The organism is Paludisphaera borealis (assembly GCF_001956985.1).
GTDB lineage: Bacteria > Planctomycetota > Planctomycetia > Isosphaerales > Isosphaeraceae > Paludisphaera > Paludisphaera borealis.
Genome location: NZ_CP019082.1, coordinates 4,674,093 through 4,692,070 on the forward strand (window position 1 = coordinate 4,674,093; position 17,978 = coordinate 4,692,070).

Annotated in this window: 7 protein-coding genes; 1 reads left to right on the forward strand and 6 read right to left on the reverse strand. The window is 67.6% G+C overall.

Annotated elements, in window-relative coordinates; translation table 11 throughout:
- Positions 1-4: 4 nt before the first annotated feature.
- From BSF38_RS18095 to xseA, 4 genes are all read right to left on the reverse strand, one after another.
- A complete protein-coding gene (locus BSF38_RS18095; protein WP_076347922.1) occupies positions 5-3,496 on the reverse strand; it encodes a beta strand repeat-containing protein in 3,492 nt (1,163 codons plus the stop codon).
- 76 nt (positions 3,497-3,572) lie between these two features.
- Positions 3,573-7,463 (reverse strand): beta strand repeat-containing protein, encoded by a 3,891-nt coding sequence (locus tag BSF38_RS18100; RefSeq protein ID WP_145952209.1) that lies wholly within the window; start codon positions 7,461-7,463, stop codon positions 3,573-3,575.
- A gap of 358 nt (positions 7,464-7,821) precedes the next feature.
- Positions 7,822-11,862, reverse strand: a complete 4,041-nt coding sequence (locus BSF38_RS18105; protein ID WP_076347926.1) for an Ig-like domain-containing protein — start codon at positions 11,860-11,862, stop codon at positions 7,822-7,824.
- A gap of 291 nt (positions 11,863-12,153) precedes the next feature.
- Positions 12,154-13,317 (reverse strand): exodeoxyribonuclease VII large subunit, encoded by a 1,164-nt coding sequence (gene xseA, locus BSF38_RS18110; protein ID WP_076347927.1) that lies wholly within the window; start codon positions 13,315-13,317, stop codon positions 12,154-12,156.
- A 222-nt stretch (positions 13,318-13,539) separates the two neighbouring features.
- Here xseA and BSF38_RS18115 point away from each other — a divergent pair, with 222 nt between their 5' ends.
- The gene (locus tag BSF38_RS18115; RefSeq protein WP_145952210.1) at positions 13,540-15,330 is read left to right on the forward strand and encodes a hypothetical protein; all 1,791 of its coding nucleotides are present in this window, start codon (positions 13,540-13,542) and stop codon (positions 15,328-15,330) included.
- Here BSF38_RS18115 and BSF38_RS18120 read toward each other — a convergent pair.
- Together BSF38_RS18120 and BSF38_RS18125 are read right to left on the reverse strand one after the other, a co-directional pair.
- Positions 15,320-16,375: an LpxL/LpxP family acyltransferase gene (locus BSF38_RS18120; protein ID WP_076347931.1), complete on the reverse strand. Its 1,056-nt coding sequence runs from the start codon at positions 16,373-16,375 to the stop codon at positions 15,320-15,322. The two genes, BSF38_RS18115 and BSF38_RS18120, sit on opposite strands and share 11 nt — an antisense overlap.
- Complete coding sequence (locus BSF38_RS18125; RefSeq protein WP_076347933.1) at positions 16,372-17,973, reverse strand: amino acid adenylation domain-containing protein; 1,602 nt, start codon at positions 17,971-17,973, stop codon at positions 16,372-16,374. The genes BSF38_RS18120 and BSF38_RS18125 overlap by 4 nt, the downstream gene beginning before the upstream one ends.
- Positions 17,974-17,978 lie beyond the last annotated feature (5 nt).

Sequence of the window (17,978 nt, forward strand, 5' to 3'; positions counted from 1 at the left end):
TTCGTCAGCGGGCCGCCCTCGCCGGCGGCGCGTGGACGACCTTGACCGGCACCTTCCGGACGGGAGGCGTGCGAACGGGCGGCGTCTTGACGACCTTGACCGGCTTCTTGACGGGGGTCTTGGCGGGCTTGCCGGGACCGACGACGGTCTGGGGGGCGAAGACGGTGTTGTGGATCGAGTCGAGCCGCGCGATGAAGTCGCCGCCGCCCGCGTTGTTGCCGGACGGGAACGTGCCGTAGAACTCGCCGTCGAGCGCGTTGCCGGCCAGGTCTTGCACGCCTCCGAGAGCGGTGGGGCTCGCCGAGGTGATCTTGAGCTGGTAGATGCCGCCGCGGATCGGCGTGCCGCCGTTGATCAGGACGGTCGCCTCCTGGGGGCCCGTGGTCGTGCCGGGGGTCGTGGCGATCGGTCCCAGAAGCCAACGCGCCGGGGGCTTGTAGCCTCGGACGATCGACGAGACGAACGCGAAGTTGTAGTTGCTCGGGTCTTGCACGGTCGTCAGGTTCAGGCCCGATCCCGCGTTGGCCGCGCCGCCGTAATCCTGGTAGGTCACCGTCACGTAACCGCTCTTGGGCGTGAAGACCGTGTTGACCACCTTGGGGCCGACGGTGTCGATCAACAGCGTCTGCGGCAGGACGTTCGTGACGACGTTCGAGGCGTCGAAGTGGTCGGAGGCGTAGATTGTGATGGTGTAGGCGCCGTTGGCGAGCGCGGCGGTGGAGGTGACGCTCCAGGCGCCGGAGTTGTCAGACTGCGTGGCGCCCAGCAGGATCGGCGTTCCGGACGTGGGCGTGGCGACGACCGCGATGGAGGCGCCCGGCGAGTCGGTGAGGCCGAAGTAGTTGGGCTGGGTGACGTTGGTGATCCCGTCGGTGCTCGACGCGCCGGAGTCGCTGGCCGGGTTGAGCTGGCCGGTGACGGTGCGGAGCGGGACGTCGAGGATCGTCGCGGTCGACACGGCGATCGCCTGGGCGCCGGGAGGGCTCTGGGCCACGACCGGGGCTGTGACGGCGGTCGGCGGCTTGGTGACGAGCACGGTCACGGGGTACGAGCCGAGGTTGGCGTACGTGTGGTCGCCGAAGACGTTGTAGACGACGCCGCCGGCGGTCCCGGTGGCGGTGATCTGGGTCGCGACCGTGGGGGCCGAGCCGTCTCCCCAGTAGATCAAGGCGGTGTAGCCCGAGGGGGGCAGATTGGTGCCCGAGTCGGTGAACGCGGCGATCTGGACGCCGCCGGGAGTCGAGGCGAGCGGGGCCGTCGCCCGGCCGACGAGCGGGATGCCCAGCGCGCTCAAGGGGGCCGCCGCGACCACGGCCGTCGAGGGGATCGGGTTGGGGACCGAATTGGCCGCGCCGCCCGTACTGATGTTGATCGTCACGCCGCCGACGGTGGTCGTCGTGCTCGTTCCCCCCTGGCGGGTGAGCGTGACGTTGACGGGGTACGAGGTGGCCGCCGCGGCGTAGGAGTGGCCGCCGAGGATTTCATAAGTCCCTGTGACGCCCGTGGGCACGATCACCCCGCCCGTGGCCGGCGTGCCGTCGCCCCAATCGATCGAAGCGTAGTAGTTGACCGGCCCGCCAGGCGCGGCGTCGGTGAACCGGGCAACGGTCCGCTGGATGAACGCTTGAGCCTCAGTCGCGTAGACGACGACCGGGATGCCGACCGGCGGCGCGGATGCCTGGCCGAGGTTGATCTCTTCAATGCGGGCGTAGTTGATGGTCGGCTGGCCCGCGCCGAAGGTGAGAATTCCCGGTGTGGAGTAGTTCACGGTCGGCAGCGTGGAATTGACGGTGAGCGTGTCGACGCCCGGCCCGCCGTCGATGACGTAGGCCGTGGCCGTGGTGGGCGAGCCGAAGTTGCTGAAGGTGAAGAGATCGTTCCCGGAGCCGCCCCGAACCTGAACGCTCGAGATCCCGCCTCCCGAATAGTCGACGGGCGAGCCGAGCGGGCCGCCGGTCACCTGGCCGGGGGTGATGACGAAGTTTTGACCCGTGGCGTCGGCCGTGTCGTCGAGCTGGAGCGTGGCGGTTCCGCCGGTCGACCGGACGGTCACCGGGCCCTGGATGCCGGCGAGACTGCCGCTGCTGCTGAGGGCGATGTCGTTCGACGTTCCGGCCCCGGTGTCGACGCTGAGCGCGACGCTCGCCGGCAAGGAGACGACCGCCACGGCGTCGTCGCCGCCGGCGGTGGAGATCGACATGGAGGAGAGGCCCGCGGCCGGCACGGTCAGGTTCACGGCCACGAGGTCGCCGCCCGATCCGGTGTTGATCGCCACGGACGTCTTGTTGGCGAAGTTGATCAGCTCGAAGTGGCTCGTTCCGCCGTCGTTGATCTGGGTGGTCTGGACCCCCGAGACGACCGGGCCGTCGGTGACGTGCACCGTCTGGGCGCCGAGCGGCGCGGTGAAGGTGAACCCGGCGACGGTCAGGGTGTCGGTGATCGGCGTGAGGTTCTCGAAGTCGATCTGGTTGCCGATGGTCACGCCGTTGACCTGTCGGTTGGGGAAGACGAGGCTCCCTTTCCCGGCACCCGAGGCGAGGTACGCTTCCTGGGTGAAGGTGCCGTTCTGAAGCACGAGCGCATTCTCGGCCCCCCCCGAAGCAGCGGGGGGCGAGAACGTGACCCCGGCGCCGTATGGGATGCCGCCGGTGTAGTCCAGGGTCAGCGAATTACCGCCACTCGTGCCCTGAATAGCGAGACCCGCGATCGAGCCGTTGGGGAACAGCCGCGTGGGAACGTCGGTCACGCCGACCTGGACGTTCGAGCCGACGACCGACAACGTGGTCGCGAGGGCCGTGGGCGCGGTGTAAAGGCTGTTGAGGTTGATGCTCAGGGTGCTCGTCGAGATCGAGAGCCCCGCGAACGAGTCGGCGAAGTTCGGCTTCACCGACGTGATGTTGATCAGGCCGCCGCCGGCCGCCTGGTACGATTCGCGCCCCTTCTGCCCGGTGGCGAGCGTCCCCGCGACGCCCTCGGTGAGGAAGTGGACGACGTCGCCGTCTGCGCCGCCGCTCAAGGGGTTGGTGAGGGTCACCGCAGCCTTGATCGCCGGCGCGTCGAAGGTGAAGACGTCGTCGCCGGCGCCCGTGCTGATGGTCGTCGGCGCGTTGGTCGAATGGATCGTCACGGCGTCGTTGAAGGCCGAGCCGTCGCCGATGACGGCGATCTGGCTGAACGAGGCCGCCGGCCCGGTCGCCGTGTGGCCGTCGCCCGAGAGCGTCCAGCCGCTGGCGCCGGCGCCCAGAGTGATCGTCTGCGAGGGATCTTGGAACGTGTAGACGTCGCTCGCGTCCACCGAGACCGAGAGGTCCATCGGACCCCCGATCAAGGCGTACGAGAGCGTCCCTGCCGCGATGTCGAGTGTTGCGGAGGCCGTCAGCAGTGTGCGGTCCTCAAGGATTTCCAGTCGCGTCGCCCGTCGCCGCCTCGCCCGCAAGGATTGCTGGCGATCGAGGCCGAACCGATTCCGAAAGATCGTACGAATATCCCGATGCATGAAACTCTCCGAACTCGGTGCCGTATTCCACGGGACGAGGACGCGACCGGAAGCGAAATCAGCGCGAAGGACGCTGTCAGCGAACGCGGAGAAGCGCTCGCGGAGCGAGCGTCGACGTCCGCGCGGCCGTCAGCCTCGCGGTTGACAGTCTGACTGCGGCGGCGGCCGTCGGCAACGGTTTGGGATTGCGGGCGATGAATCGATCAACGCCGCGAACGCCCGGAGGAGTGACCGGGCTGGCCGTTCCCACGGTGGTTTTCGGGGCGTAGATCCGGTGATGCACCGCGTCGAGTTCGGCGACGAAATCGCCGCCCACGTGGTTGTTGCCCGACGGGAAGAAGCTGTAGAACTCGCCGTCGAGGGCGTTGCCGGCGAGGTCCTGCACGCCGGTCAGGTTGGCCGGATCGACCGACCGGACCGTGAACAGGTAGCGGCCGCCCCGGATGCCCCGGCCGTCGTTGATCTTGATCGCGGCGGTCTGGGGGCCGACGGTCGTGCCCGGCTGGACCGCGATCCCGCCGACGATCCATTGGACCGGCGGCTTGTAGCCTCGCACCGCCGACTTGATCAACGCGAACCGGTAGTTGTTGGCGTCGACGATCGTGGCGAAGTTGAGCCCGACGCCGGCGCCGTTCACGCCGCCGAAGTCCTGGAAGGTGGCGATCACCTGGCCGCCGAGGTTGTCGAACACGAGGTCGGTGATCTTGGGCCCGACCGTGTCGATGACGAGGCTGGGCGTCACGGTCGTCAGCGCGCTGACGGTGTGGCCGGTGGCGTCGTAGGCCTGGGCCTGGATCACGTAGCCGCCGTCGGCGAGGGCCGAGGTCGACGTGACGCTCCACGCGCCGTTGGCGTCGGCCGTGGTCCGGCCGATCAACATCGGCGCGCCGCCGGTCGGCGTGGCGTAGACGTAGACGAGCGCCCCGCCCTCACTCGTCGAGCCCTGGAAGTTGGGCTGGGCGACGTTGGTGATTCCGTCGGAGTTCGACGCGCCCGAGTCGGACAGCGGGTTGAGCTTGCCGCCGAGCGTCAGCGGGTTGTCGTTGACGGTGATCGTGGTGGCCAGGTTCACGGCCGAGCCGTAGGTGTCCTGCACGAAGATGCGGATCGGGTACGTCCCGACCGCGGTGAGGGGGCCGGCGATCGGGCCGGGGCCCCATGCGACCGGCGGAGCGCCCGCCCGAAGGGCGTCCGTGTACGTGTGCGTGCCGACGACGAAGTACGTCCCGCCGATGCCGCCAGGCTGGATGAGCGAGCCGTATGACATCGGCGAGCCGTCGCCCCAGTCGATCGTGACCGTGAAGTCGCCGACGTGCGACTTCGGGTTGGCGTCGAAGAACTCGACGAGCCGCTGGCCGGTGATCTGGACCCCTTCGGTGGCCGGGGGGATCGGCAGGATGAGATCCGAGGGGCTCAGGGGGGCGTCGGCGATGGTGGCGACGCCGGTGGCCGTGGTGATCACCGGGATCGGGTTGTCGTCGGAGACGGTGACCGTCACCACGTAGCTGCCCGGGGTGGAGTAGACGTGCTGCGGGACCGTGACGGTGTAGCTGTTCGACGTCCCGTTCTGGACGATCGACGAAGCTGGGGCGGGCAGCGGGGCCGAGCCGTCGCCCCAGTTGATGACGACCGAGTAGTGTCCGGCGGGGTTGGCGTCGGCGGGGTTGACGCCGCCGTGGTCGGTGAACGAGGCCGTGAAGACGTCGAGCGGGTTGGGCGTGATGTTCTCAAACCCGCTGAACGAGCCCACCGTCAGGCTGATCGACGCGTTGTCGATCACGGCGATGCCGTTCGCCGTGACCGGATCGCTCCCCGGGGTGTAGAACGTGACGGGCACGCCGTTGATCATCGTTGTGGTCTGGCTGCCGGCGGAGACCACGGTGACGGAGGTTTGCGTCGTCAGCGCGAAGGAGTCCCCGTAATAGGTGTGCGTTCCCATCACGTAGAAGATCGAGGGATTGGAGGCGTCCTGAACGATCACGCCGGCGCTCGCGGAGCCGTCGCCCCAGTGGATCGTCGACGCGAAATCGCCGGCCTTGGCCCCCGGCGCGGCGCTCGTGAAGGTGCCCGCGACGACGTCGACGAGCCGCTGGCCCTGGACGGCGTGGATGGTCGAGGCCGTGACCACCGGCTGAACGGCGGCCAGGTTGGAGACGTAGAGACGCTCATAATTGACGTAGGTGATCGGTCCGCCCGGCAACGGGGCGCCGGAGATCACCGTGGAACCGCCCAGGCCGGGCGCGAAGTTGCCGGGGGTGATCGGCAGGCCGCCGGCGTCGATGATCAGATTGTCGTAGCCGAGGCCGCCGTCGAGGTTCGTCGCGGGGGTGTTGGCGGTCCCCTGGAGGGTGAGATACGCGCGGTCGTTGCCGTTGAGCTGCTTGAGGTTGGTCGTGACGCCCGGCGGCAGCGCGACGAGCTTGGCCGCGTCCGCACCCTGGTTGGTGGCGACGGTCAGGGTCGAGAGTCCCGCGACGGGCGCGGCGATGCCGTAGTTGACCGTCGTCTCGGTCTCGCTCGCGCCGTTGCTGACGTTCGCGGTGATGTTCGTCTTGTTCGCCAGGTAGGTGTCGGCGAACGACGAGGGCGTGCCCAGCGACGTGATCAAGAGCGACTGGACGTTGCCAGTCAGAGCCGAATTCACGCCTTCCTTGATCAGCACGCGACCGTCGGCGTCGGCCGTGTCGTTGAAGATGTAATTGGTCACCGGCACAGTGTCGTAGATGCTGTGCGATGACAGGCCGTCGTAGAAGATGGGAGAGGCGGCGTTGGAGAACGTGACGGCACCCGTGCCTGCGCCGGTCACCAGGTGAAGCTCGGAAGTGACCGGGCCGGTCGGCAGGGCGCCGATGAGGACCAGGTCGCTCGTCGAAACGCCCGCCTCGGCGCCGCCGTGATAGGTGAAGGTCGGCGCGCCTCCGGCCGACGGCAAGGGATAGCCGTTGCCGACGTTGATCGTGAGGCGGTTGGTCTTGCCCGAGGCGGTAGAGATTGTGAGCGCTTTGACCTGGGTGGGATCGTAGAGGAGCGAGCCGCCGGCGCTGAGGCCCGTCAATTGGGCGAGCGTCGACGGCGTGGCCTGGGCGGCCAGGACCCACGAGTCGTCGGTCGTGCCGTCGTTGTCGTCGACGTCGATGTCGAAGGGATTGGCGGTGTTGGTCGAGAGTGTGACCGCAGAGGCGACGCCTGTCGTGCCGACGAACGTGGTCCCCACGTCGACGCGGTTCTGTCCGGCGCCGCCGTGGACGTTCACCGGCACCGAGGCCTGAATCACGACGAAGCTGCTGTCGCCCGAGCCGCCCCAAAGGGCCAGAGAGCCCGTGGCGCCTGTCTGGTAGACGTTGAACTGGTTCCCGGCCTTGTTCAGGGTCCCGTCGAGAGCCGTCGCGACCCCGTCCGCGGTGCCCCGCACCGAGAAGATGTTCGAGCCTCCCGGCGTGCCTTGCGCCTCGACCACGTACAGATTGGAGACCCCCGCGTACGTCAGGCCGCCGAACCCGTTGTCGGCGACCACCGTCGTGGGTTTGATCGTATACGAGGTGTTCGCGGTCGATCCGGAGTCGACCAGCGACAACGAGTTGAGCGTCGTGACAGCGGGACCGGTCACCGTGATGGGCGCCGAGATCGCTCCCAGGCCGGCGCTGTTGCCGAGGTCGCCCACGATCACCGTCGCGTCGCTCGCAGTCAGGTTGATCGCCGTCGGCACGTTCGAGCTGAGGACGCTCACCGAGTCCGCCGTGAAGCCGGCGTCGACCGTCAGGCCGGTGATCCCGGTCACCGTCACCGTGGGGGTGCCGGGGTTGGTGATGATCAGACCGGGTACGTTCGACGCGATGTCGATGTTCTGATCCGACGCGAACGTGTAGACGTTCCCCGAGACCGAAACGTTGAGGTGCTCGGCGACCGCGGCGTCCGTGTTGTAAGTCAGCAGCGACGCCGCGTCGATGTTGATCGACGCGTTCAGCATCGTCCGGTCTTCCAGACTCTCCAGCCGCCGGAGGCAATCGCGACGAAGACGAGTCTTCCGTCGTTCGACGCGTTGCTTCGTGGTCACGAGACCCCATTCGATCCAGGGGCGGCTAGGCCGCGTCGTCGCCGAATTCATGACCGCTTCTCCCAGGGTGTTGAATCTTCGATGGTGTGGAGAGTCCGCTCGTTCAACCGTGGCGATCGCACGCGCTGCGGCCGAGTCGACCGAACAAGTCGCTAATCAAGGCGGCATTTGAGAGAGCTTGATCACCGCCTGCTTGCGCCTGGGCAAACCAGGAATCTTGATTGCGACTACCCAAAATACCTAGACTAGCCAGAGGTGTGCAAGCCGGGAGTCAACGCAGACTGCTTAGCTTCGCTGTTTTTAAGATTTGGGTTTGTAGCGGATGTGCGACGGCGAACGCTCTTCTGCTGGCCGCGGCCTTGGGTGACTGCCTGCCGTTGCGACCGATGAATCGGTCGATGCCGCGAGCGCCGGGAGGAGTGACCGGGCTGGCCGTTCCCACGGTGGTTTTCGGGGCGTAGACCCGGTGATGCACCGCGTCGAGTTCGGCGACGAAATTGCCGCCGACGTGGTTGTTGCCCGACGGGAAGAAGCTGTAGAACTCGCCGTCGAGCGCGTTGCCGGCGAGGTCCTGCACGCCGGTCAGGTTGGCCGGATCGACCGACTTGACCGTGAACAGGTAGCGGCCGCCTCGCATGCCTCGGCCGCCGTTGATCAGGATCGTGGCGGTTTGGGGGCCGACGGCGGTCCCCGGCGCGGCCGAGATCCCGGTCGCGAGCCACGGAGCCCCGGGCTTGAAGCCCTTTACTGGCGACTTGATGAACGCGAACCGGTAGTTGTTGGCGTCGACGATCGTGGCGAAGTTGAGCCCGACGCCGGTGCCGTTCACGCCCCTGGAGTCCTGGAAGGTGACGAGCACCCGGCCGCCGCGGTTGTCGAACACGAGGTTCGTCACCTTGGGGCCGACGGTGTCGATGACGAGGTTCGCGACCACGGTGATGACCGCGCTGGTCGTGTGACCGAGGTGGTCGAAGGCCTGGGCGTAAACCGTATAGGAGCCGTCGGGCAAGGCCGTGTCGGAGGTGAAGCTCCAGGCGCCCGCACTGTCAGTGGTGGTCTGGCCGCCTCCGAAGGGGAGCAGCAAGCCAGCCTCGTTCCTCGACCAGATGTACAGGGAGACTTTCGCTCCTCCTTCACTGACGAAACCCTGAAAGGTCGGCTGAGACACGTTGGTGATCGCATCGCTGTTGGAGACGCCCGAGTCGCTGGCGGGGTCGAGACGGCCCGAAACGGTGATCGGCCGGTCATTGACGGTGATCGTGTTGGCCAGGTTCGCCGCCGACCCGTAGGCGTCCCGAACGGAGATGCGGAGTGGATAAGTCCCCGTGAAGGTGTTCTCGAAGGGTGGGAATATTGCCGGTACGAGGACGGTGGCTCCCGGTGCAAGAGAGTCGGCATAGGTATGCGTGCCCAAGATCTGTAGGACGGTTCCCGGTCCGCCCGGCTGGATGACCCTTCCGGCCGATTGCGGCGAGCCGTCGCCCCAGTCGATCGTGACCGTGTAGCTCGCGAGGTCGGGAATGGGATTGAGGTCGGTGAACGAGCCGATCACCTGGTCCGAGAACAGGACGCCCTCGCTGGCGGCCGGAATCACGGGCTGGACCGGCGAGGCCGTCAGGGGGGCGTCGGCGATGTGCGCGACGCCCGTCGCGGTCGCGGTGACCGCCGTGGAGCCGACGACGACCGGGCCGTCACTGACGGAGACCGTCACCACGTAGCTGCCCGGTGTGGCATAGACGTGCTGCGGCAAAGTGATGGTGAAGCTGTTCGAGGTCCCGTTGCGCGCGATCTCCGAGAACGGGATCGGGAAGACGCCCGAGCCGTCTCCCCAGTTGATGCTCGCGGCGTAAAGGCCCGTGGGATTGACGAAGGCGGGGTTCATTCCCGGGTCGGTGAACGTGGCCGCCACGTATTTCAGCTGGTCCGGCGCAACGTTCTCGAAGCCGCTGAACGAGTTGACGACCAGGCTGATCGCCGCGCTGGCCACGACAGCCGTTCCGGACGCCGTGGCTGGCAAGGGCGTGAATGCAACGGGCACGCCGTTGATGAATTGAGTCGTGGCGGAAGCAGGCGCGAAGACGGTTATCGAGGTGGTCAGCCACGCGGGGGCCTCGTAATAGGTATGCGTGCCCATCACGTAGAAGACAGGAGGATTCGAGGCGTCCTGGACGATGGCTCCGGCGGAACTAGAACCGTCGCCCCAGTTGATCGTGGAGACGAAGTCGCTCGCCCTGGCCCCTGGCGCGGCGGTATTGAAAGTGCCGACGATTGTGTCGACCAGGCGCTGGCCCTGCACCGCGTTAATCTTCGCACTCGTCACGCTCGGCGAGAGGGAAGGAAGTCCGTCGATGATCACGGTCACGCTTTCGTAGCCAGCGTACGATATGCCGGCCCCCGGTACGGTCGCACCCGAGATGATTGTCCATCCGTCCGCGCCGACGGAGAAGTTGCCCGCCGTCAATCCCACCCCCCGGGCGTCGATCGTCAGAGAGTCGTTCCCTCCGCCGCCGTCGAGCGCCGTCGAGGCCGCTGCGGCGGAACCGGGCAAGTTGACGTACGCCAGATCGTCGCCGTCTCCCTGATCGACACGGACAGCCACTCCTGGCAGCGACTGAATCAGCCGGGCCTGATCGCCGCCGTTCCCGCCGGCGAGGATCAGCGTGGTGATTCCAGCGGCCGCCGCCGAGACTTTGTAGTTGACCGTCGTGATGTAACCCTTCGAGTCGTCGTCGGACTTGACCCTGACGGTTGACTTGTTCGCGATGTCCGTGGCGAAGAACGCAGGCGACGCACCCAGGGAGGAGATCTGGAGGGTCTGGATGTTCCCCGGTGCGGCTGCGCCGTCGCCCGCCCCGACGACGATGGGGATGTCGGGCGCGCCCAGATAGTTGAACGTATAATTGTGCGTTGGGGGCAAGTCGGTGAGGCCGTCCGGCGCGAGTCCAGAGTAATTCACCGTGGTGTTGAGATTGTTATTGAAATTCGGGAATGCGATCGAGCCCGAGCCGCCACCTGACACAGCATGCGATTCGCTCGGAAAGACACCGGTGGGGGGCGATCCCACGAGGATCAGGTCACTCCTGGAATTCGGAGTTCCGCCTCCATCGTAGTTGAAGACCGACGTGCCGCCGACCGGCAACGGGATGCCATGGTCGAAATCCAGGGTCAGCGAATTGTCCCTCCCCCTCGCGCTCCAGTAGGTGAGCGTGCGGACCGAGGTCGTACTGAAGGTCAAGAAGCCTCCCTCGCCGCCGAAATGGCTTAGGGTGGCGACCTCGGATGTCTGGCTTGAGCCGGTCAACAGCGAATTCGTTCCGTCGGCTCCGGCCGAGTTGTCGACGAATACGTTGTAGGCGCCTAATGAGCTGATATTCACGAGGCTACGAATGCCGGACGTCGTCGAATCGGCAGTGAGATTGACGATCGCGCTTTCTTGGCCTCCACCGAGGAAAATGGGACTGGAGGCGCTCCGGATGTCGTATGTGCACCAGCCCAATTCGCCGGTCAGATAAAGCGAAGTATCGCCGCCTGTCGTCGCCGTCGTCTCGACGTTGAAGTGACTGGATCCGCCTTGAGCATAGGAGACGATCGTCGTGACGGCGTCTTCCGGCGTGCTGAGGACGTCGTAACTCGAATTCTCCTCGTATGTGATGGCTGCGCCGTACAGGTTGAGGCGGTCAATGCCGGAGAAGGTCACTCCCCCAAAACCTCGAGTCGACTCGATGGATTGCGATGTGACGGTGTAGTGCGCACCGAGGCTCGAACTGCTGTCATAGAGATCGAGACGTGTGTCGACAGCTCCGGTGCCAGCGACGACGGAGAGGGGCGCAGTTAGCTTGGAGAGGCCGTCTCCCGCGACGTAGCTGCCGAGGTAGAATGCGCCGTTGTTCGCAAACGATGTTAAATGTGTGGCGACATTCGTGCTTTCGATGAAGCACGCACCGTGCTGACGAATGTTCACTGTCAAGGTGTTGATTCCCGTCACCTTGACTGTATGCTCTCCATCGCCGGTTGCGGGGAGCCCCGCGGAATTGCCAAGGATGTCGATGTTTAAGTCGGATGTAAACGTGTAGACGTTGCCCGAGACCGAGACCTTGAGAGTCTCGATGTTCACAGGATCTGTGTTGTAGGTCAGCAACCCTGCGGCGTCGATGTCGATCGACGCGTTCAGCATTGTGCGATCTTCCAGGCGCTCCAGTCGCAGGCGACATTCGTCGCGGAGACGGCGCTTGCGGCGCTCGATCGGCTTCGTCGCGTTCAGAAATCCCCGCTTGAACCAAGGGCCGGTCGGCTGCGTCGTCGCCTTGCTCATGGGCTGCTGCCTCTGGGTTGTCGGAAAGACCAAGGGTGGAGAGTCGGCTCGCCGGGCACGCGTCGCCGGGCGCTTTCGAGCGCATCCGCCGATGGATGCGATGAACGGAGATTTGGAAAACAACGGCCCAGGATGGCCAGATTGACACCTTGCCTGCAAGGCTGGATTCAATCCGCCTTTTACGCAGGTTATCACACCGACAATCCCGAGAAGGCCTTGGCAGACCCCATGAAGTGGCAGGTTGGCGATTTTTAATAGTGGCGGCGAGATAGGAAGGCTGGCGGACTGCGATCAGGAGGCTTCGACGCGGCTGGTGAGGCGGCCGGAGGCGAGCTGGGTGTGGATGAGGGTGCCGGCGGGGGCCTGGGAGGGGTCGCGGACCAGGGTGCGGCCGTCTTCGGCGAGGGTGAGGCTGTAGCCTCGGGCCAGAACGGCGAGGGGGTTGAGGGCTTCGAGCGAGGCTTTGAGGCGGTCGAGGCGGTGGCGGCGGCCGTCGAGGTCGTGGCCGATCGCGGTCTTGATGCCCTGGCTGAGGCGGTCGAGGCGGGCGCGGGCGTCGCGGAGCCGGACTTCGCTGGCGCGATGAAGCGCCTGGGCGAGGCGGTCGAGGTGCATGGCGACCTCGGCGGCGTCGGGGACGACGAGTTCGCCGGCCTCGCTGGGAGTGAGCGCGCGGCGGTCGGCGGCGAGGTCGGCCAGGGTCACGTCGATCTCGTGGCCGACGGCCGAGACGACCGGCACGCGCGACCCGGCGATCGCCCGCACCACGGCCTCGTCGTTGAACGCGCCCAGGTCTTCGGAGCTGCCGCCCCCTCGCGCGACGATCACGACCTCGACCCCCGGCGCGAGGCCCGCCAGCTCGATCGCGGCGGCGATCTGTTTGCCCGCCCCGACCCCTTGGACGAGCGTGGGCACGATCAATACGTCGGTCCCGTTCCAGCGCCGGCCGGTGACCTGGAGGAGGTCGCGGACGGCCGCCCCGGTGGGGCTGGTGACGATCGCGATTCGTCGCGGATAGCGGGGCAACGGCCGCTTGCGGTCGGGGTCGAACAGCCCCTCGGCCGAGAGCCGGGCGACCAGTTGCCGGAACGCCAGCTCCTGGGCGCCGACCCCTTCCGGCTCGATCGCGTCGACGATGATCTGGTACTCCCCGCGCGGGGAATACACGGTCAATCGGCCGAGCAGCCGCACGGCCAGGCCGTCGGAGAGGTCGAAAACCAGGCGCTGGGCGGCGCCCTTCCACATCACCGCGCGGATGCAGGCGGCGTTGTCCTTGAGGCTGAAATAGATGTGCCCCGACCGGGGCCGCGCGAGGTTCGAGATCTCGCCGCGGACCGCCGTTTGCCCGAAGTCGGATTCGAGCGTCGCCTTGATCCGCTCGGTCAGCTCGCCGACCGATTCGAACACCGAGTTGTACGGACTCTGGAAGAACTCGAACCCGGAGCTGCTCGCCATGACTTTCCCATCATCGGACGTCGTCGAAGCTCGGCCGTCGTCGATCGCGTCGCGAATCCGGCCGAGTTCGCCACTCTACGTTCTGAAGCCCTCGCCGTACAGCGCGAGTACGCGCCGCCGCCGCGACCGCGAGTGCGTGATTGCCGCCGGGGTCGCTGGGTGTTAGGGTCGACGGGTGCGGGCGGGCCGATGAGGGGAGCCGAAATGCGCGGGAGGCTGCGGTTGCATTCCCAAGAACAGACGAGAGCGGCCGAGGTCGGCGGCCTTCGGGCGCGGGTCGCGCGGCTGGCGTTGATGGTGCTGGCGGGCGTTTCGGCGTTCCTGGCCTGGCAGCTTGGGCCGACCTCGTTGCGGGTGGCGGCGGGCTGGTTGACCGTCCTGGGCGCGCCGATCTTCTTCCTGTCGGTCCTCGAAAAAACGTACCTGATCGCGGCGCCGGGGACGGTCGTCGCGACGTCGGCGTTGGCGTGGCGGGTGGTCGTCCGGAGGAAGCGGCGGCAGCGCGTCGCGCCGGCGACGGCCCTCGCGCTGCTGGCGGTCGGGGCGACGCTCCTCAGCCTCCTCGCGGCCGAGGCGTCCGCGGGCCTCTGGCTGGCCTGGGTCCACCGCTCGCCGACGTTGCCGACGACGTTCGCCGCGCCCGAGCCGTCGCCGATCCTGCCCACGCGGTTCGACTCCGAGCCGGGCGGCGGGGGCGAGATCAAAGTCGTCGTGATCGGCGAATCGAGCGCTATCGGGTTCCCTTTTGAGAAGTGGCTGTCGATCGGAGCCATCGTCGGTTGGCGGCTTCGCGAGGTCTTCCCGGGGCGCGCGGTTCGGGTCGACGTGCTGGCGCAACCCGGGTCGCGGCTCGTGGCGATGCACCTGAGGCTTGAGACGCTCAGCCGCCGGCCCGACATCCTGATCATCTACGCCGGGCATAACGAGTTCTACGCGCGGCACTCCTGGGGGCACGAGGTTACGCCCTATTATCTGGACGAGCCGACAGTCGCGCAGATCCAGACCGTCGGCGCGATCTTCGCCCGCGTCTCGCCGCTCGTCCGGCTGATCGAGGAGACGCTGGAGGAGCGAAAGGTCGCCGCGCCTCCCCCGCTCAAGGGGCGCCTGCTGATCGACGCGCTATCGCACTCGGTCGAGGAGTCCGCCGATCTGCTGGCCGATTTCCACAGTCGACTGGAGGCGATCGTCGCGTACTGCGAGCAGATCGGCGCGACGCCCGTGCTGGTCGCCCCTCCCGGCAACGACGCCGGCTATGAGCCCGATCGTTCCGTCCTGCCCCCGGAAACCCCGCGGGCCCATCGCGAGGCCTTCGCCCAGGATTTCGAGGCGGCCCGTCGGCTCGAAGCGTCCGACCCGGCGTCGAGCACCGATGCTTACCGGGCCCTGGTCGCCCGCCATCCGGGCTTCGCCGAATCGCACTTCCGCCTGGCGAAGCGGCTCGAAGCCGAGGGCCGCGACGCCGAAGCCTACGAGCACTATGTCGCCGCTCGCGACCTCGACGGCCACCCGATGCGCTGCCTGACCTCGTTCCAGGACGCTTACCGCGAGATCGCCGCGCGGCGGAAGACGATCCTGGTCGACGGCCAGGCGCTGTTTCACGCTCGCAACCCGCGCGGCCTGCTCGACGACCACCTGTTCAACGACGCTCAGCATCCGGCCTTCGAGGGACACGTCGCGCTGGCCGAGGCGGTCCTCGCCGGCCTGAAAGAGCGCAAGGCGCTGGGATGGCCCGAATCGGTCCCTGCGCCGACGATCGATCTGACCGAGTGCGCCTCCCATTTCGGCGTGGCCGCCGAAGCCTGGAAGGCCGCATGCGGGAGCGCTGCGGGCTTCTATGGTGCGACGGCCTCGCTGCGGTTCGACCCGACCGAGCGCATGGCCAAGCGCGACCGCTATAACAAGGCGCTCGGCGATTTGATCGAGGGAAAGAAGGCCGAGGATCTGGGCGTCTCCGGACTCGGCCTTCGATCGGTTCGCAAGCCGATGCCGAAACCGACGCCGATCAAGCCATGATCGATCCGGCGATGATCGATCCCGCGATGCCGGACCCCTTGCCGACGCGGCGGGCGACCGCCGAGGCGAGGCGGTGATGGGCGGCCGGGATCTTCTTCGGCGGCGTAGGCGTCGGAGTTCCGGTCGTGTAGCAGGGCCAGGTCAGGTAGGCGACGGCTTCGGCGGGGGCCGCCGCGACCTGGGCTTCAAGCTGGCTCAGATACGCCCCGAGCGCCCGGGCTTGTTCGCCGGAGCGGGTCTGGCCGAAGCGCTGGAACTCCAGGGCGAATCGGCCTCCCGGTCGATGGGTGCAGAAGACGAAGTAAACCGGGCTTCGCGTGAGGGCGGCCAGCTCGGTCCAGATCGCGAGGAACTGGTGGTCGCGGCCGAGGAGTCGGCAGTTGCGGGTGTTTGAGCCTTCCCAGACGATGTCGCCGTTGAGGTAGACGATCATGCCGTCGCGGAGGGCCGATCGCGCCTGCAACGTCCGCTCGACGGCGACCGCCGGGGTCAGGTCCTTGCGGAGGAAGAAGTCGCGCTGGGGATACGGCTCGTCGGTCGCGTCGAACTTGCGTTCGAGGATCGTCGAGACGTGCTTCGGCCGCTGCACCAGGGCGCGGATCGGCAGATCGTTGCGGAACAGCCAGTGAATCCCCGCGATGTGCGCGCCCAGGTGGCTGCCGACCAGGAGGACCCCCTTGCCTCGCGTCTGCTCCTCGCGGAAGGCGTCGTAGCCTTCGACGTCGAACCGCCCCAGGACCTCGCGGTCGTCGGGGAGGTCCAGCGCGTAGTCGCGGGCCGTGAACCGCGCCGCGTTGGCGGCGAGCCCGGTCCAGTCGAGGCGGCGCCGGCCGTTGAGGTCGGCGTCGAGATCGAGCGCGGCGTCGGCGGCGGCGACCGCCGCTCTCAGCCGGGCGCGACGCCCCGGGCGGACGTACGTCGAGGCTGTCCCCAAGGCGCAGACGATGGCGTCGAAACGGGCCGGCCCCAGGCCGCGCAGCGCGGGCAGGAGCAGCTCGTAGAAGTGAAACTTCCAGGTGAAGAAGCGGCGCCACAGACTGGTCACGGGGTCGAGCCCTCCTCGGCGGCCATCGCCTTGAGCTTCTGGTAATCGATCTTGTCGGTCGAGGTCGCCGGCAGGCTGTTCAGGAACGTGATCGTGTCGGGGATCATGTAGTTGGGCAGGTAGACCGAGCAATGCCGCTTCATGGCGATCAGCGACTTCTTGGCGTCGGCCTTGAGCGCCACGAACGCCGAGATCGAGACGCCCGAGTCATCGCTCTGGGCGACGACTGCCGCCCGGTCGACGCCCTCGTTGCGGTAGAGCGCCGATTCGATCTCGCCCAGCTCGATGCGATACCCGCGCTTCTTGACCATGCGGTCGCGGCGGCCGTGGAACTGATGGCAGCCGGCGCCGTCGTCGATCACGAGGTCGCCGGTGCGATACCAGCGGCGGCCGTCGTCGGCGACGAAGAACGCGGCGTCGGTCAGCTCGGGCTGTCCGAAATAGCCGCGCATCACGCCGGCACCGGCGATCACCAGCTCGCCGAGCGTCCCCGGGGGGAGCGTCCGCCCCTCCTCGTCGACCACCCGGCCTTCCAGAGGCGGGCAGACCGTCCCGATCGGGAACGGTTCCGTCCGGTCGTCGGCGATCGTGTCGGGGATCGGGTGCGCGGTGCAGACGTTGGTCTCGGTCGGCCCGTAGAGGTTCCAGAACCGCGCCTCGGGCCAGAGCCGTCTCAACCGCCGCAACGGCGCGATCGGGAAGACCTCGCCGGCGAAGAGGACGATCCGAGGCGCCGGAAAGCCATCGCGGTCGAGCCGGCCGTGCTCGGTCATCATCGCCAGGATCGACGGGGCCGAGTACCAGACGCGAATCCGGCGGGCCTCGATGTAATCGGCCAGGGCGGCCGGCTCCTTGGCCAGCGATTCGCCGATCAAAACCAGGGTCGCGGCGTTCCGGCACGCGACGTAGAGGTCGAAGATCGAGAGGTCGAAGTGGAGCGGGGCGTGCGACGAGAACCGGTCGTCGTCGCGCCAGGGCCCCAGCGCGTCCTGGCACCAATCGATAAATGTGAACGCGTTGGCGTGCGTGAGCATCACGCCCTTGGGTTTGCCGGTCGAGCCCGACGTGAAGAGGATGTACGCCAGGTCGTCGGCGTCGCGGGGAGGCGGCAGCGGCGAAAGGGCGTCGTCGGCCATGATCTCGGACCAGAGCGCGTCGCCCGGCGCGAGCGAGTCGATTCCGGCGCCGTCGTCGACGAGGATCAGGCGAGGGGCAGGGCCGTGGAATTCCTGGGCGTCCCACGCCTGATGGAGCGCGGGGGCGAGCTTGGCGGTGGTCGCCACGGCCTTGACGCCGGCGGCGGCGAAGATGCCGGCGGCGCGGGTCGCGGGGCCGGTGGGGTCGGCGGGCACGTACGCCGCGCCGGCCTTGAGGATTCCGTGGATCGCGGTCACGGCCTCCAGGCTCTTGGGGAGCCAGAGGCCGATGCGGTCGCCCCGCTCGGCGCCCCACCGCGACAGCCGGGCCGCGAGCCGGTCGGCTCCGCGATGGAGTTCGGCGAACGTGAGGACGCGGCCGTGCTCGTCCTCGACGGCCGGGTGGTCGGGCCGCCGATCGGCGGCCGCGTCCAGCAACTGGCTGAGATGGCGTCCATCCATGGGCA

What these genes read in the sequence shown, in the direction of transcription:
- BSF38_RS18095 (WP_076347922.1), bottom strand. Translation starts at nt 3,496, where the DNA reads ATGCATCGGGATATTCGTACGATCTTTCGGAATCGGTTCGGCCTCGAT.
- BSF38_RS18100 (WP_145952209.1), bottom strand. Translation starts at nt 7,463, where the DNA reads ATGCTGAACGCGTCGATCAACATCGACGCGGCGTCGCTGCTGACTTAC.
- BSF38_RS18105 (WP_076347926.1), bottom strand. Translation starts at nt 11,862, where the DNA reads ATGAGCAAGGCGACGACGCAGCCGACCGGCCCTTGGTTCAAGCGGGGA.
- BSF38_RS18125 (WP_076347933.1), bottom strand. Translation starts at nt 17,973, where the DNA reads ATGGATGGACGCCATCTCAGCCAGTTGCTGGACGCGGCCGCCGATCGG.
- xseA (WP_076347927.1), bottom strand. Translation starts at nt 13,317, where the DNA reads ATGGCGAGCAGCTCCGGGTTCGAGTTCTTCCAGAGTCCGTACAACTCG.